The organism is Pseudomonas sp. 58 R 3 (genome assembly GCF_900006605.1).
Lineage (GTDB): Bacteria > Pseudomonadota > Gammaproteobacteria > Pseudomonadales > Pseudomonadaceae > Aquipseudomonas > Aquipseudomonas salomonii.
Map to the genome: position 1 here is coordinate 182,835 of NZ_CVTT01000085.1, position 14,084 is coordinate 196,918.

11 protein-coding genes are annotated in these 14,084 nt (G+C 61.0%); 6 read left to right on the plus strand and 5 right to left on the minus strand.

Annotation, left to right across the window (positions count from 1 at the left end; genetic code table 11):
• The first annotated feature begins 16 nt into the window (after positions 1-16).
• The 3 genes from zigA to BFP92_RS28520 are packed head-to-tail and all read left to right on the plus strand — an operon-like array spanning position 17 to position 2,871.
• The gene (gene zigA / locus BFP92_RS28510) at positions 17-1,222 is read left to right on the plus strand and encodes a zinc metallochaperone GTPase ZigA (RefSeq protein ID WP_017135764.1); all 1,206 of its coding nucleotides are present in this window, start codon (positions 17-19) and stop codon (positions 1,220-1,222) included.
• Positions 1,222-1,866: a DUF1826 domain-containing protein gene (locus tag BFP92_RS28515; protein WP_065932050.1), complete on the plus strand. Its 645-nt coding sequence runs from the start codon at positions 1,222-1,224 to the stop codon at positions 1,864-1,866. Before zigA ends, BFP92_RS28515 begins: the two co-directional genes overlap by 1 nt.
• Positions 1,867-1,908: 42 nt before the next feature.
• A complete protein-coding gene (locus BFP92_RS28520) occupies positions 1,909-2,871 on the plus strand; it encodes a CobW family GTP-binding protein (protein ID WP_065932051.1) in 963 nt (320 codons plus the stop codon).
• Here BFP92_RS28520 and BFP92_RS28525 read toward each other — a convergent pair.
• On the minus strand, positions 2,865-3,260 hold the full coding sequence (locus BFP92_RS28525; protein ID WP_058421086.1) for a DUF3301 domain-containing protein: 396 nt from the start codon (positions 3,258-3,260) through the stop codon (positions 2,865-2,867). The two genes, BFP92_RS28520 and BFP92_RS28525, sit on opposite strands and share 7 nt — an antisense overlap.
• A 117-nt stretch (positions 3,261-3,377) precedes the next feature.
• Here BFP92_RS28525 and pdxY point away from each other — a divergent pair, with 117 nt between their 5' ends.
• Complete coding sequence (gene pdxY, locus BFP92_RS28530; RefSeq protein ID WP_065932052.1) at positions 3,378-4,250, plus strand: pyridoxal kinase PdxY; 873 nt, start codon at positions 3,378-3,380, stop codon at positions 4,248-4,250.
• Between the two features lie 68 nt (positions 4,251-4,318).
• Here pdxY and BFP92_RS28535 read toward each other — a convergent pair whose 3' ends face one another.
• Positions 4,319-4,804 (minus strand): acyl-CoA thioesterase, encoded by a 486-nt coding sequence (locus BFP92_RS28535; RefSeq protein WP_003213461.1) that lies wholly within the window; start codon positions 4,802-4,804, stop codon positions 4,319-4,321.
• A 291-nt stretch (positions 4,805-5,095) separates the two neighbouring features.
• Here BFP92_RS28535 and BFP92_RS28540 point away from each other — a divergent pair, with 291 nt between their 5' ends.
• Positions 5,096-6,859: a cation:proton antiporter gene (locus BFP92_RS28540; protein WP_065932053.1), complete on the plus strand. Its 1,764-nt coding sequence runs from the start codon at positions 5,096-5,098 to the stop codon at positions 6,857-6,859.
• 15 nt (positions 6,860-6,874) lie between these two features.
• Here BFP92_RS28540 and BFP92_RS28545 read toward each other — a convergent pair whose 3' ends face one another.
• The 3 genes from BFP92_RS28545 to uvrD all read right to left on the minus strand — a co-directional run bounded on the left by BFP92_RS28545 (position 6,875) and on the right by uvrD (position 10,769).
• Positions 6,875-7,282, minus strand: coding sequence for an SMI1/KNR4 family protein (locus tag BFP92_RS28545; protein ID WP_017739032.1), 408 nt, complete (start codon positions 7,280-7,282; stop codon positions 6,875-6,877).
• Positions 7,283-7,417: 135 nt separating this feature from the next.
• Positions 7,418-8,290, minus strand: coding sequence for a Tim44 domain-containing protein (locus BFP92_RS28550; RefSeq protein ID WP_056860905.1), 873 nt, complete (start codon positions 8,288-8,290; stop codon positions 7,418-7,420).
• Between the two features lie 295 nt (positions 8,291-8,585).
• Positions 8,586-10,769, minus strand: coding sequence for a DNA helicase II (gene uvrD, locus BFP92_RS28555; protein ID WP_065932054.1), 2,184 nt, complete (start codon positions 10,767-10,769; stop codon positions 8,586-8,588).
• 279 nt (positions 10,770-11,048) lie between these two features.
• On the opposite strand from uvrD, the gene BFP92_RS28560 reads away from it, so the two are divergent.
• A complete protein-coding gene (locus BFP92_RS28560; protein WP_065932055.1) occupies positions 11,049-13,922 on the plus strand; it encodes a putative bifunctional diguanylate cyclase/phosphodiesterase in 2,874 nt (957 codons plus the stop codon).
• Positions 13,923-14,084 lie beyond the last annotated feature (162 nt).

Here is a 14,084-nt window from a genome sequence, read left to right on the forward strand (position 1 = left end):
TGATGAGGACTACCTGATGACCAATCGCCTTCCCGTTACCGTGCTGTCCGGCTTCCTCGGCGCCGGTAAAAGCACGCTGCTCAACTACGTTCTGCGCAACCGCGAAAACCTGCGGGTGGCGGTGATCGTCAACGACATGAGTGAAATCAATATCGACGGCAGCGAGGTGCAGCGCGACGTCACCCTGAATCGCTCCGAAGAAAAACTGGTGGAGATGAGCAACGGCTGCATCTGCTGCACCTTGCGTGAGGACTTGCTGGAAGAAGTCACAAAGCTCGCCAAGGAAGGTCGCTTCGATTACCTGTTGATCGAATCCACCGGTATTTCCGAGCCGCTGCCCGTGGCCGAAACCTTCACGTTTCGTGATGAAAACGAGCAAAGCCTGGCCGACATCGCGCGCCTGGACACCATGGTCACCGTGGTCGACGGCATGAACTTCCTGCTCGATTACCAAGCTGCCGAAAGCCTGGCTTCCCGGGGTGAAACCCTGGGCGAAGACGACGAGCGTTCCATCACTGACCTGCTGATCGAGCAGATCGAATTCGCCGACGTGATTCTGATCAGCAAGATCGACCTGATCAGCAGCCGCGAACGCGAGGAGTTGATGGCCATCCTTGAGCGCCTCAATGCGCAGGCGGAAATCATTCCGATGGTGATGGGCGAAGTGCCGCTGAACAAGATTCTCAACACCGGCCGCTTCGACTTCGAACGCGCAGCGCAAGCGCCGGGCTGGTTGCAGGAGTTGCGCGGTGAACACGTGCCGGAAACCGAAGAATATGGCATCGCCTCCACCGCTTACCGCGCGCGTCGCCCGTTTCATCCGCAACGCTTCTTCGACTTTATCGACCGCCCTTGGGTGAACGGCAAATTGCTGCGCTCCAAGGGCTTTTTCTGGCTGGCGAGCAAGCATCAGGATGCGGGCAGTTGGTCCCAGGCCGGTGGCTTGATGCGCCACGGCTTTGCCGGGCGCTGGTGGCGTTTTGTGCCGAAAAGCCAGTGGCCTCAGGATGAGGAAAGCGTGGCGGCGATCATGGGCAACTGGCAATTGAGCACCGGCGACTGCCGCCAGGAACTGGTGTTTATCGGGCAGAACATCGACTTCGCGCAGATGCGCGCCGAGCTGGACGCATGCTTGCTTAATGATGAAGAAATGGCCCAGGGCGTCGAAGGTTGGCGCCAGTTGGCCGACCCCTTTGGCCCTTGGTATGAGCAGGTAGCCTGATGCTGGCCCCGGTAATTCCCTTACGCCCGGTGATCCGGCAGACCCGTGGTGAAACCCCGCTGGCGCTGTCGGACATCCTCGAAAACGACGTCAACCTGACGCTGTGGCAGCGCCAGTTGCCCCTGCATATCGCAGAATTCGGCGCCTTGCTGGTGGCGCTCAATGAGCCGTTGGCCGATTCCATGGTGATTGAGCTCGACAACGAAGACGCTGTGCCGAATTTGCAAGGTTTGGCCTCCAGCTGCCGCGATCTTGAAGGCTACGAAGGCTTTATTGCCGATGTGTCCTGGCTGGTCAGCGCGTTTGCTTGCCTGCTCGGCGCCAAAAGGATTGGCGTGCGTTTGCGGCTGCTGGACAAGGCCATGTGCCCGCGCTTTCACGTCGACCATGTGCCGGTTCGACTGATCACCACCTACGCCGGCATCGGCAGCCAGTGGCTGCGCGAAGGCGTGATGGACCGTCGTAAGCTCAGCCAGCCCGACGCGGAACCCACCGAGTGTATCGAGCAGGTCCACTGCGGTGAAGTGGCCCTGCTCAAGGGCACAAAATGGCACGGCAACGAGAACCATGGCTTGATCCATCGTTCACCCGCGCTCAAGGCCGACGAGCGCCGATTGATCCTGACGCTGGATTGGCTCGCGTAACCGCGTAGGATCAAGCGCTCTACTCGGCCTGAATGAAGCCCCATGCTGCAGAACATTCCCACCCACGTGATTGCCGGGCCTTTGGGCGCCGGCAAGACCAGCCTGATCAAACACCTGCTGGCCCAACGCCCGGCCAACGAGCGCTGGGCCGTGTTGATCAATGAGTTCGGGCAAATCGGCCTGGACGCCGCATTACTCACCCAGGACGACGACGGCATTGCCCTGGGCGAAGTGGCCGGTGGCTGCTTGTGCTGTGTGAATGGTGCACCGTTCCAGGTAGGGCTTGGCCGCCTGCTGCGTAAGGCCAAGCCGGATCGGCTGTTTATCGAGCCCTCGGGCCTGGGCCACCCGGCGCAATTGCTCAAACAGTTGCGCGAGGCGCCATGGCAGGGCGTGCTCGCGGTTCAGCCCTGTGTGTTGGTATTGGACGCCCAAGCGTTGGCAGCGGGCAAAGCATTGCCGCAGGCACAGCAGGAAGTGCTGGCCAGCGCCGGTTTGCTGGTACTGAACAAAGATGAAGCGTTGGATGGCTCACAGCGCCAGGCCATAAAACAGCAACTCCCTGCTTGCCCGATTTACTGGACCCGCCAGGCGCAATTGCCCCTGACGCAATTGCCCGGTCTGAATACACAGGCTGGCGCAGCGGTGGATAACTTCGAGGTGCACAAAGGCCTGGCACAGATGCCGGCGATCTGGACGGAGCCTGCGTTGCCCATTTGCTTGAGCCAGTCTCAGGAAGGCGGCTGGAGTATCGGTTGGCGCTGGCATCCGAGCCAGTCGTTCGACATTGCGCGCCTGCACAGCTGGCTGTCAGGCCTTGATTGGCGCCGGGCCAAGCTGGTTATCCACAGCGGCGCTACCTGGGTATCGGCTAACGCTGTGGATAATAGTCCACTCACCTGGCAACCCAGCGAGTGGCGCCGCGATTCACGTATCGAATTGATTTTCAGCCAGCCACAGGACGTGGCTGGGCTACAGAGCGCGCTGGCCGCCTGCCGTCAGTGACGGGTCTTGCTGGCGTGGTCCTGGCGCCATTGGCTCAGCTCGATGACTTCGGCACTGGGCAGCGGCGTTTTGATTTCGAACGGGTAGGGCGCCAATTCGATCTGCGCGCTGTGGGCGCCGAACTGAGTGATAGTCCCAGGATGACGGGCTTCGCCGGTCACAGTGAACTCAAAGTTATAAATGCGCGCCAAGCGGCGCCGACCATTGGCATCTTTCACAAACCCGATGCGTTTGAGCGCCACTGCACCGTCAAGCAGTTCGATATCGAGCTTGGCGCAATGCTGCTTGACCCGCTCCAGCGCCTTTTCGCGCAGGCCGTGGTTGTGCCATACCCAGGCGGCACCGGTCGCCAACAGCATCAATACGAAGATGTTTCCCAGGGTCAGCATGCGATGAACTCCAACAAAGTGAGAGCAGCTTAACTGTGTCGTTGGTCTGTCGTACAGGCTGCGTTTAGTCGCATACTGCGCGGCCAGAATTCTAACGGCTTTACGGAAATCTCCCGCATGAAACGCACACCTCATCTGCTTGCGATCCAGTCTCATGTGGTCTTTGGCCACGCCGGAAACAGCGCCGCCGTGTTCCCCATGCAGCGGGTCGGGGTGAACGTCTGGCCGCTGAACACCGTGCAGTTCTCCAATCACACTCAGTATGGCCAGTGGGCGGGCGAAGTGCTGGCGCCGCAGCAAATTCCGGCGCTGGTAGAAGGCATAGCCGCGATTGGCGAGCTGGGTAACTGCGACGCGGTGCTGTCCGGCTACTTGGGCAGTGCCGATCAGGGCCGCGCGATTTTGACCGGCGTGGCACGTATCAAGGCCATTAACCCTAAAGCCCTGTACCTGTGCGACCCCGTCATGGGCCATCCGGAAAAGGGCTGCATCGTGCCTCAGGACGTGAGCGATTTCCTGTTGGACGAGGCGGCGGCCATGGCGGATTTCCTGTGCCCCAACCAACTGGAGCTGGATAGCTTTGCCGGGCGCAAGCCGCAATCGCTGTTCGATTGCCTGGCGATGGCCAAGGCGCTGCTGGCCCGTGGGCCGAAGGCGGTATTGGTCAAACACCTGGATTATCCGGGCAAGCTGCCGGAGGGTTTCGAAATGCTGCTGGTCACAGCAGAAGGCAGCTGGCACTTGCGCCGGCCGTTGCTGGCGTTTCCGCGTCAGCCGGTGGGCGTGGGCGACCTGACGTCGGGGTTGTTCCTGGCGCGTGTGCTGTTGGGCGACAGCCTGCTGGCGGCCTTCGAATTCACCGCCGCAGCGGTGCATGAAGTGCTGCTGGAAACCCAGGCCTGCGCCAGTTACGAACTGGAGCTGGTGCGGGCTCAGGATCGTATCGCGCATCCGCGTGTGCGCTTTGAAGCAACACCCATCGGCCTGTAAGCACACAAAACCCAATGTGGGAGCAGGCAAGCCGGCTCCCACATTCGATTGGGTTTACAGCTCGGGATTTATGGCCCGTCGGCCTTGATTTCCTGGTAACGCTTCTCCAGCTCCTGACGGATCTGCCGACGCTGCTGCGCCTGTACAAACCGGCGCTTGTCTTCGCTGTTCTGCGGCTGCAGCGGCGGTACGGCGGCGGGTTTGCGCTGGTCGTCCACGGCCACCATGGTGAAGAAGCAGCTGTTGGTATGGCGCACCGAGCGCTCGCGGATGTTTTCGGTCACCACCTTGATGCCCACTTCCATTGATGTGTTGCCGGTGTAGTTGACCGAGGCCAGGAAGGTCACCAGCTCGCCGACATGAATCGGCTCGCGAAAAATCACCTGGTCGACCGACAGCGTGACCACATAACGGCCCGCGTAACGGCTCGCGCAGGCGTAGGCCACTTCGTCGAGGTACTTGAGCAGGGTGCCGCCGTGCACATTGCCTGAGAAGTTGGCCATGTCAGGGGTCATCAATACCGTCATCGACAGCTGGGCGTTTCCGGGTTCCATAGCACACTCACGGGTTGTAGGCATTGGTTGGGGGACACCTCTACGGGTGCTGGAATCTTTACAGCGCTCTCCCTAACGGGACGCCGATGGGCGGCTTGCCGTCACGCGAATGCCGATCTGTTTCCATATATTGCACCGGCTTTCTGCCGGAAGTCCCGGTGTTAACCTTCAAAAGCCCATCTCAGGGCATTTCTTACGATCAAGGCAGACTTTTCCTTCCGCGCTTCGCGACTGTCCAAGGGCGCCTGCGGAAGTGGGAAAAGCGCCAGTACCCTCAAGGAGCCCCTCGCCATGCACGCCATCAGCTTTATCCAGGACTTGGCCGTGATCATGTTGGTGGCAGGGGTTGTCACCATCCTGTTTCACCGCCTCAAGCAGCCGGTGGTGCTGGGGTATATCGTCGCCGGGTTCATCATCGGTCCTCACACGCCACCGTTCGGCCTGATCCACGACGAAGACACCATCAAGACCCTGGCTGAGCTCGGAGTGATCTTCCTGATGTTTTGCCTCGGCCTGGAGTTCAGCCTGCGCAAGTTGTTCAAGGTCGGCGCCACGGCGTTTATCGCGGCCTTCCTGGAAATCATCCTGATGATCTGGATCGGCTACGAGATCGGCCGCTGGTTCGACTGGAACACCATGGATTCGCTGTTCCTCGGCGCGATCCTGGCGATTTCTTCGACCACCATCATCGTCAAGGCCCTCAATGACCTGAAGATGAAGAACCAGCGTTTTGCCCAGCTGATTTTTGGTGTGCTGATCGTCGAGGACATCCTGGGCATCGGCATCATTGCCCTGCTGTCGAGCATCGCCGTCAGCGGCACGGTGAGTTCCGGCGAGGTGTTCTCCACGGTCGGCAAGCTGTCGCTGTTCATGATTGTGGCGTTGGTGATCGGCATTTTGCTGGTGCCGCGCCTGCTGGCCTATGTGGCCAGGTTTGAAAGTAACGAGATGCTGCTGATTACCGTGTTGGGCCTGTGTTTCGGCTTCTGCCTGCTGGTGGTCAAGCTCGAATACAGCATGGTGCTGGGCGCGTTCCTGATCGGCGCGATCATGGCCGAATCCCGCCAGTTAATTAAAATTGAGCGCCTGATCGAACCGGTTCGCGACATGTTCAGCGCGATCTTCTTTGTCGCCATCGGCTTGATGATCGACCCGCAGATCCTGCTGCAGTACGCCTGGCCAATCGCGGTGATTACCGTGGCGGTGGTGCTGGGCAAGATGCTGTCCTGCGGCCTCGGGGCGTTTATTGCCGGCAATGATGGCCGCACCTCACTGCGCGTGGGCATGGGGCTGTCACAGATTGGCGAGTTCTCCTTCATCATCGCAGCGCTGGGGATGACCTTGCAGGTGACCAGCGACTTTCTCTATCCGGTGGCGGTGGCGGTTTCGGCGATTACCACACTGCTCACGCCGTACCTGATTCGTGGCGCTGACCCGTTGTCGTTGAAGATTGCCGCGGTAATGCCCAAGCGCATGAGCCGGGTGTTCGGTCTGTATGGCGAATGGTTGCGCAGCATTCAGCCTCAAGGTGAGGGCGCGATGCTGGCGTCGATGATTCGCAAGATCATCCTGCAAGTGGGCGTGAACCTGGCATTGGTGATCGCGATCTTCTTTGCCGGCAGCTTCTTCGCGGCGCGCATTGGCGGGTATCTGGAAGGCTGGGTCAATGATCCGAGCTGGCAGAAGGCATTGATCTGGGGTGGGGCGTTGCTGCTGTCGCTGCCGTTTCTGATTGCGGCGTACCGCAAGCTCAAGGCGCTGTCGATGCTGCTGGCGGAGATGAGTGTGAAACCGGAGATGGCCGGGCGGCATACTCAGCGTGTGCGACGGGTGATCGCGGAGCTGATTCCGATCCTGTCGCTGCTGGTGATCTTCCTGCTATTGGCAGCCTTGTCGGCCAGTATATTGCCGACCAACAAGTTGCTGGTACTGATTGCCGTGGTCACGGCGGCGGTGGCGGCGGTGCTCTGGCGGTGGTTCATCCGCGTGCATACGCGGATGCAGGTCGCCTTGCTGGAGACCCTGGATAACCACAAAGATACGCCTGAGCACTAGAGGCCGGAGCGGGGCTCAGCTTTCCAGCCAGACGTCCCGCGCCCAGTGCCACACCGACTCCCAGGTTTCTTCGGTGACCAGTTCCTCTTCGCCCGACCACAGCACCACGGTGCCGTCTTCTTCGACGCAGTAGTAGTCATCGCCGTCCTGGCAGATCGGGATCATGCTGCGGTCTACACCGGCGTCCCAGGCGTTGGCGGCAACGTCCGGCAGGTAGGTGTGGGACTGCGGGTCGGTGACGGTCACCGGTTCCAGGCTGCCGTACACCACGTCGCTGACGGTCAACAGGAATTCACGGAAGACAAACGGGATGTCGATGAACAGTTGTTCCTCGATTTCCACCAGTTGGTCTTCGTCAGGCAGCTCCAGAGGAACCGGGACCGGTTCGTTGGCTTCACGCAATTGTTCGATGATTTCTTCCACGGCCGGAATCCTCTTGCTAGTTGGCGCGGTTAATAGGGCGTTTTATACAGTAGCTCGCTATAAGTGCAACCGCGAAATAGAAAACCCCGGAACATGTCCGGGGTTTTTATTACCAAGTGCTCAAGCGTGCGGCTATCAGCCGTTCTGGCGGATACCGGCGACCAGCCAAGGCTGGTTCTCGCCTTGCGGGCGTTCCATGTTCCAGCTTTCGCTGAACACTTCGCCCTGGTCGAAGCGCGAGGTCTTCGACACACCGCTGAAGGTCAGGGTGGCGATGGTCTTGTCGGCGCGATCATCCACACCATCCAGCTGCACGCGCAGGTCGTCGATGTAAGTCGACTGGAACGCATCGCCGATTTCGGCCCGTTCGCGCTTGAGGAACTCCAGCAGTTGCGGGGTCACGAACTCGGCGATCTTGTCCATTTCGTTGGCGTCCCAGTGCTGCTGCAGGGACTGGAAGTGGCTGCGGGCCGCTTCGACGAAACGCTCTTCGTTGAACCAGGCCGGCGCATTGATCACCGGACGGGCGGCGGCAGGTGCTGCCGAACCACCGAAGATCGAGCCCATGGCTGGTTTTTGCTCGAACACTTCACGCTGCATCGGCGCGCCGGCGGGAGCCAGGTGCTCCTGCTGCTTGCGTCGACGGGCGGCGATAAAGCGGAAAATCACAAAGGCGATGACCGCCAGGATCAGGATGTCGAAGATCTGCATGCCCTGGAAGCCGCCGCCCATGAACATGGAAGCGAGCAGGCCACCGGCGGCGATACCGGCCAGAGGGCCTAACCAGCGCGAAGCACCGCCGGCCTTGGCAGCAGCGCCAGCGGCACCGGCTGCACCAGCGGTCGCCGCTGCGCCGCCCATGCCACCGGCGGATGGAGCCATTTGGCTGGTCTGGTGAGTCGGAGCCGAGCCCATGCTTTTGCCGCCACCGAAGCGCTTGGCGTTGGCGTCGAGGCTCATCGTCAGGCCGATGCACAACGCCATGGCGATGCTAAGAAAACGTTTCATAAAGGGAATTCCCATTTGTGGATTGCACGCGCGCCATGTTGCACAGGTGTCGTGACAGTGGCTAGCGACATAATGTTTCGGGCTTTTGCGTAAGACCGATTCAGAATGGCCTGTAGGACTTATCTCAGATATTGGCCCGCGCTGCTTAAAAACAAGGGCACCACCGCAGATCGTTCCCACGCTCTGCGTGGGAACGCCGCCTGCGACGCTCCGCGTCCCGCTTTGAAGGTGTGACGCAGAGCGTCACTTGATGCATTCCCACGCGGAGCGTGGGAACGATCATGAAGCGCCCTCGTCAGACAGCTTCGAGCTTCGCGTAACCCATCATCAGCCACTTGCTGCCTTCGGCGAAGTTCACCTGCACCCGTGCCTGGGCGCCGGCGCCTTCGAAGTTAAGGATTACACCTTCACCGAAGATCGCATGCTTGACCTGCTGGCCAAGGCTGAACGGAGTTTCCGGTATTTCGGAACCGGTGAACATGCTGCTGGAGTTCTGCTGCTGGCCGCCGCCGAACGGTCGGCTGACGCTGTTGGACAAGCGCACTTCCTGGATCAGACCTTTCGGCACTTCACGTACGAAGCGCGACACCTTGTTGTAGGTTTCGCTGCCGTACAGGCGTCGGGTCTCGGCGTAGGTCATCACAAGGTTCTGCATGGCGCGGGTGATGCCCACGTAGGCCAGGCGGCGTTCTTCCTCAAGGCGGCCGGGCTCTTCCAGGCTCATCTTGTGCGGGAACAGACCTTCTTCCATGCCCACCAGGAACACATACGGAAATTCCAGGCCCTTGGCGCTGTGCAAGGTCATCAGCTGAATGCTGTCCTCATGCTCATCGGCCTGGGTATCACCGGCTTCGAGCGACGCATGGCCGAGGAAGGCGGCGAGCGGCGTCAGCTCTTCATCTTCCTCGGTGTTTTCGAAGGCGCGGGCGGCGCTGACCAGTTCCTCAAGGTTTTCTACCCGGGCCTGGCCTTTTTCGCCTTTTTCCGCTTCGTGATAGGCGATCAGGCCGGACTGCTCGATGACGGTCTGGGTCATCAAGTGCAGCGGCATTTCTGCGCACTTGGCCGCCAGGTTCTCGATAAGCTCGACAAACACGCCCAGCGCCCCGGCAGCACGCCCGGTCAGGCCCTTGTTGGCGATCAGCAGGCGCATGGATTCCCACATCGACACATCGGCGTGGCGGGCGTGGTCGCGAATCGCTTCAACGGTTTTCTCACCGATGCCACGCGCCGGGATATTGATCACCCGCTCCAGCGCCGCATCGTTGCCACGGCCTTCCAGCAAGCGCAGGTAAGCCATGGCGTTCTTGATTTCGGCACGCTCGAAGAAGCGCTGGCCGCCATAGATGCGGTACGGAATGCGCTCGCGCAGCAAGGCTTCTTCCAGCACCCGCGATTGGGCGTTGGAGCGGTACAGAATCGCGATATCACTGCGCGCCAGGCCGGTTTTCAACGCGCTTTCGATGGTTTCCACCACGTAGCGCGCTTCGTCGTGTTCATTGAACGCGGCGTACAGGTTGATCGCTTCGCCTTCGCCGCCGTCGGTCCACAGTTCTTTGCCCATGCGCCCGGTGTTGTTGGCGATCAAGGCGTTGGCGGCCTTGAGGATGCCGGCGGTGGAGCGATAGTTCTGTTCCAGACGGATGGTGACCGCGTCCGGGAAGTCGTCGGAATACTGGTAGATGTTCTCGATTTTCGCGCCGCGCCAGCCGTAGATCGACTGGTCGTCGTCGCCTACGACCATCAGGCTGTCGCCGCCTTTGGCCAGCAGGCGCAACCAGGCGTACTGCACGGCGTTGGTGTCCTGGAACTCGTCCACCAGAATGTGCCGGAAGCGTTTCTGGTAATGGGCCAGCAAGCCTGGGTTGTCGCGCCACAGGTCGAGGGCGCGCAGCAGCAGCTCGGAGAAGTCGATCACGCCGGCGCGCACGCAGGCGGCCTCGTAGGCTTCATAAATGCTGCGCATGGTGGCCAGGAACAAATCGCCGCTGGCCTGGATATGTTGCGGGCGCAGGCCTTCGTCTTTCTGGCCGTTGATAAACCATTGCGCCTGACGCGCCGGCCAGCGTTGCTCGTCCAGGCCCAGCTCGCGGATCACCCGCTTGACCAGGCGTTGCTGGTCATCGCTGTCGAGAATCTGGAAGGTCTGGGCCAGGCCTGCTTCCTGCCAGTGCGCCCGCAACAGACGATGCGCCAGGCCGTGGAAGGTGCCTACCCACATGCCGGCCGGGCTGATGCCCATCAACTGTTCGATGCGATGGCGCATCTCGGCAGCAGCCTTGTTGGTAAAGGTCACCGACAAGATGGAATGCGGGGACGCGTTCTCGACCTGGATCAACCAGGCGATACGGTGCACCAGCACTCGGGTTTTACCGGAGCCAGCACCGGCCAGGACCAACTGACGGCCAACGGGGGCTGCGACAGCCTGGCGTTGGGCATCGTTGAGAGAGTTCAGCAAAAGGGAGAGATCATCGCGCATCGGCGCATTCTAGGGTGCTGCGGGGAGTCGGGCAAATCCCAATGCCGGGTGGTCGATACAAAACATTCCGGGCGATCCTGGCCGCGCAAACATTCTGCTGGCGGTGATGACCGGTTGGTCATGGCCCACAGCCCGCGCACTGTCTAGCTCAAGCGCTTTGGCCGCGAAGTTTGCGGGTAAAAACCGTGGGGTTTTTATGACTTGGAGCAGTTTGGCCCAAGCGTTTGCTTGTGTATGCTCCGTCCACGTTTCGGGCTCACCATTATAAGAACACTGCCTATGACCCTCAGTCCCGATCTGTTTGGCCCCTCGGTGGCGCCCGCGCAGGTCATCCGTAAACATTACGCAACCGAGATGGCGGTCGAACGCACTCGCCTGTTGTATCAAGGCTCCTTGCTGCCGACGTTATTGATGCTGGTCAACGGCCTGGTCTGCGCCTGGTTGCTGTGGAACCCCAAGCAATACCTGTTGGACAGCATCTGGCTGGTCTGGCTGCTCGCCCTGGTGGCCCTGCGTGTGATCCAGGTGGCGGCGTTCGATTCGGCGATGCCCAGCCGCCAGGCCCTGCCGATCTGGCGGCGCATGTTCATGCTCGGCTCGGCGGTCAGTGGCTTGACCCTGGCCACCGCCGCCATCGCCCTGGTGCCGGCGGACAGCTTTATGCAGCAGGCCTGGGTGTTCGGCCTGATCGGCGCCGCGACGCTATCGGCCAGCGTGGCCTATGCCGTGAGTTTGCCGGCGTTCCTGTCCTTTGCCGTGCCGTGTCTGGTGCCGGCGATTGTCTATCTGTTCTGGAACGGCACTGCGCAGCAACAAGGCTGGGGCGTGCTTGGCCTGATCCTGCTGGCCTCGTTGAGCCTGGTGGCCTGGCAGGTCAACCGCCTGATCCAGCGCGGCTTGTTGCGACGTTTTCAGAACCAGGCGCTGATCGAGCATCTTCAGCAGGCGCAGCAACGCAGCGAGCAGTTGAATCAGGCACTGGTGCGCGAAGTCGGCCAACGTCGCCAGGCCGAACAGGAATTACGCGACGCCCAAATCGGCCTGCAAGACCGCGTGACGCAACGCAGCCAGGAGCTGGACGCTGCCAGCCTGGCCCTGAATAAAAGTGAAGCGCGCCTGGCCATGGCCCTGCAAGCCAGTGAGTTGGGCCTGTGGGACTGGAACCTGCAAACCGACGAGGTGCATCACACCCAGCTCAAAGAGTTGTTTGGCCTGGAGCCCGAGTACGTCACGGCGATGCTCAGCCACCTCAAGCCGCGCCTGCACCCCGAAGACCTGCCGCTGCTCAAGCGCGCGCTGGTGGAGCACCTCAAGGGGCGCAGCGAGGATTACCAGGTGGAATACCGCGTGCGCCATGGCGACGGCCATTGGGTGTGGATCGAAGACCGTGGCCGCGCCGTGGAGCGCACGCCCGGCGGCCGCGTTACGCGCATGCTCGGCACGCGCCGCGACATCAGCGCCGACAAGGCCCTGGAGGAGCAGCAACGCCTAGCCTCGACGGTGTTCGAAGCGGCCAGCGAAGGCATCGTAATTCTGGACCCCCAGTACGTGCTGATCGCCGTCAACCAGGCCTTCAGCCGTGTCACCGGCTTTGAAATCGACGACATGATCGGCCGCAATGTTGTCGAACTGCCCAGCAGTCGCGACGCCCGCCGCCACTTCCCGGTGATCCGCCAGGCCCTGCTCAGCCATGGCACCTGGCAGGGCGAGTTGGTGGAAACGCGCAAGAACGGCGAGCTGTACCCGCAGTGGCTGCAATTGAATGTAGTGCGCGATGCTCGGGGAAAAGTGAGCCATATTGTGGGCTTCTTCGCCGATTTGTCGGCGCGGCGTGAATCCGAGGAGCGCATGCGCTACCTCACTCACTATGACGAGCTGACGGGCCTGGCCAACCGTTCGCTGTTTCGCGAACGCCTGCGTGAGGCGCATGCGCGGGTGCGGCAGGGCGGGCGCAGCCTGGCGCTGCTGCATATCAACCTGGACCGCTTCAAGCTGCTCAACGACAGCCTCGGCCATGAAGTCGCCGACCAACTGTTGCAGAAAATGGCCCGCCGTCTGATCAATGCCTTGCCCGAAGCCGACACCATCGCACGCCTGTCCGGTGATGAGTTTGCCGTGCTGTTCGATGCCTACGGCAGCCTGTCGAGCCTGGCACGGGTGGCCACGCGGCTGCTCGCCAAGTTGCGGGTGCCGGTGACGGTGGAGGGGCATGAGCTGGTGGTCAGCGCCTCAATGGGCGTCAGCTTGCTGCCGGACAATGCGCGGGAAATTTCTGCGCTGGTCAGCCAATCGAACATGGCCATGCAGCACGCCAAGCATTTGGGCGGCAACAATTTCCAGTTCTACACCGACAGTCTGCAAGCCAGCACGCTGGAACGTTTGCAGCTGGAAAACCACCTGCGCAAGGCCATCGACGAACGCCAGCTCACGGTGTTCTATCAACCGAAACTGTGCCTGGCCACGGGCAAGCTGAACGCCGCCGAGGCGCTGGTGCGTTGGGAGCACCCGCAGTGGGGCATGGTGCCGCCGGGGGACTTTATCGGTTTGGCCGAGGAAACCGGCCTGATCGTGCCGCTGGGCGAATTCGTGCTGCGCCAGGCTTGCTGGCAGGCGTGCGAGTGGCAGCGCCAGGGGCTGGCGCCGATCCGCGTGTCGGTAAACCTTTCCGTGCACCAACTGCGTCAGGGCAAGTTGGTCAGCCTGGTGCGCCAAGTGCTCGAAGAAACCGGCCTGGACCCGCAATACCTGGAGCTGGAGCTGACCGAAAGCCAATTGCTCGACAGCGTTGAGCACATTATTGCGACCTTCCAGCAATTGCGCGATTTGGGCGTGAAGTTGGCCATCGATGACTTCGGCACCGGGTATTCGTCCCTCAGCTACCTCAAGCGCATCCCCGTGGATTACGTGAAGATCGACCAGACGTTTATCCGTGGGCTTGGCCAGGGCCGGGAAGATGCGGCCATCACTCGTGCAATCATCGCCATGGCCCACGGGCTGGCGCTCAAGGTGGTGGCCGAAGGTGTGGAAGACCAGCAGCAGCTGGATTTCCTGCGCGGCGAACGCTGCGATGAAGTACAGGGTTACCTGATCAGCCGGCCGATGGCCGCTGAAGGGTTGGCAGATTTATTACGAAAAAATGCAGACGTTCCTTAAAGACCGCCACGCCGCCCCTGTGGCTACAAGGCGGCTGCCCGCTGATTCAAAGGGCATCAGGGCGATTTAGTGATGCATCGGGCGGGCAAAACGGTAATTCTTGTAGTATAACTACAAGCTTGCTACATCCCTGGCGTCTGCCAATAACAAGAGTCCTGCCCT

Coding starts and splice junctions, on each gene's coding strand:
- zigA (WP_017135764.1), top strand. CDS start 17: ATGACCAATCGCCTTCCCGTTACCGTGCTGTCCGGCTTCCTCGGCGCC.
- BFP92_RS28515 (WP_065932050.1), top strand. CDS start 1,222: ATGCTGGCCCCGGTAATTCCCTTACGCCCGGTGATCCGGCAGACCCGT.
- BFP92_RS28520 (WP_065932051.1), top strand. CDS start 1,909: ATGCTGCAGAACATTCCCACCCACGTGATTGCCGGGCCTTTGGGCGCC.
- BFP92_RS28525 (WP_058421086.1), bottom strand. CDS start 3,260: ATGCTGACCCTGGGAAACATCTTCGTATTGATGCTGTTGGCGACCGGT.
- pdxY (WP_065932052.1), top strand. CDS start 3,378: ATGAAACGCACACCTCATCTGCTTGCGATCCAGTCTCATGTGGTCTTT.
- BFP92_RS28535 (WP_003213461.1), bottom strand. CDS start 4,804: ATGGAACCCGGAAACGCCCAGCTGTCGATGACGGTATTGATGACCCCT.
- BFP92_RS28540 (WP_065932053.1), top strand. CDS start 5,096: ATGCACGCCATCAGCTTTATCCAGGACTTGGCCGTGATCATGTTGGTG.
- BFP92_RS28550 (WP_056860905.1), bottom strand. CDS start 8,290: ATGAAACGTTTTCTTAGCATCGCCATGGCGTTGTGCATCGGCCTGACG.
- uvrD (WP_065932054.1), bottom strand. CDS start 10,769: ATGCGCGATGATCTCTCCCTTTTGCTGAACTCTCTCAACGATGCCCAA.
- BFP92_RS28560 (WP_065932055.1), top strand. CDS start 11,049: ATGACCCTCAGTCCCGATCTGTTTGGCCCCTCGGTGGCGCCCGCGCAG.